A 1,365-nucleotide genomic window follows, 5' to 3' on the forward strand; every position below is an offset into this window, starting at 1 on the left:
GTCGGCATGCGCCGGGATCACGAACCGCATCGGCCGGACCAGATGCGGCGCGATCTGGAGCCAGATCCGGCGCTCGGCCAGGGCCCGGCGCACCCGCCAGAACCCGCGCCGCTCCAGCACCGACAGATCGCCGTGGATCAGACGCGGTGTTGCCGACGACGCTGCGCCGCCGAGATCGCCCTGCTCGAACAGGATCACCCGCAGGCCGCGGCCCGCCGCATCGCGGGCGAGGCTGACACCGTTCAGACCGCCGCCGATGATCGCAAGGTCGTAATCCGCCATGAAGCCGTCGAGAAGGAGCGAAGCGCCCCATCATCACTAGAGCCATTTCCGTTCCGATGAAATCGGAACGGGGCGCTAGATTCTGGCTTTGACGCGTTTTCTTGACGCGAACCGGTATCCACTTAGCGCGAAAACGCTCTAACCGGTCTTGAGCGCAAGCTGCATGACCTCGGCGCGGCCGACGAGGCCGGCATATTTGCCGATCGGCAAGGGCTTGCCGAGCAGATAGCCCTGCACGCCGTCACAGCCCTCCTTGGCGAGGAAGGCGAGTTGCTCGACCGTCTCGACGCCCTCGGCGATGATCGACATGTCGAGGCCGTGGCCGAGATCGATCACTGCGCGAACGATCGCAGCCGATTGCGGGTTGCGGCCGAGATTGATGATGAAGGCGCGGTCGATCTTGATCTTGTCGAACGGGAACGCCTGGAGGTAGCTCAGCGATGAGTAGCCGCTGCCGAAATCGTCCATGGAGATCCGCACGCCGAGCGCCTTCAGGCGGCGCAGCAGAGCGAGGCCCCGGTCGAAATCTTCGATCAGCACGCCCTCGGTAATTTCCAGCTCGAGCCGGCCGGGTGCAAGGCCGGTCTCGATCAGGATCGAATGGACGAGGCCAACCACGTCGCCGTGCATGAACTGCGCCGGCGACAGATTGACCGCGACCTGGAGCGGCTTCGGCCAGGACGCCGCCTCGCGGCAGGCCTCGCGCAAGATCCACTCGCCCATCTCGACGATCAGGCCGCTCTCTTCGGCGATCGGGATGAATTCGGCCGGCGAAACCTGGCCGCGCACCGGATGCTGCCAGCGCGCCAGCGCCTCGAAGCCGATGATCTCGCTCTCGGCGACGCTGTGGCCCGCGGCCCCCTGCGGCTGGAAGGCGAGCGAGAGCTCGCCGTTCTTGATCGCCATCGACAGATCCTGGTGCAGCACGCGGCGATCGCGGATCTGCTGGTCCATCTCGGGCTGGTAGAGGCTGATCGTGCCGCGGGATTTCTGCTTGGCGCGGAACAGCGCCGCACCGGCGTTGGCGAGCAGCGAAGCGCCATCGCTGCCGTTGTGCGGGAAGACCGCCATGCCGGTGGTGGC

The 1,365-nt window shown here is 66.4% G+C and carries 2 protein-coding genes; both read right to left on the reverse strand.

The features are described 5' to 3' along the window. On the reverse strand, nt 1-282 hold a 282-nt coding region (locus MOV74_RS38320), incomplete at its 3' end, for an FAD-dependent oxidoreductase (RefSeq protein WP_246932722.1). A gap of 138 nt (nt 283-420) precedes the next feature. Further along, nucleotides 421-1,365: bifunctional diguanylate cyclase/phosphodiesterase (locus MOV74_RS38325; RefSeq protein WP_246932725.1), on the reverse strand; the 945-nt coding region annotated here is incomplete at its 5' end.

The organism is Bradyrhizobium sp. SHOUNA76 (assembly GCF_023006445.1).
Taxonomy (GTDB): domain Bacteria; phylum Pseudomonadota; class Alphaproteobacteria; order Rhizobiales; family Xanthobacteraceae; genus Bradyrhizobium.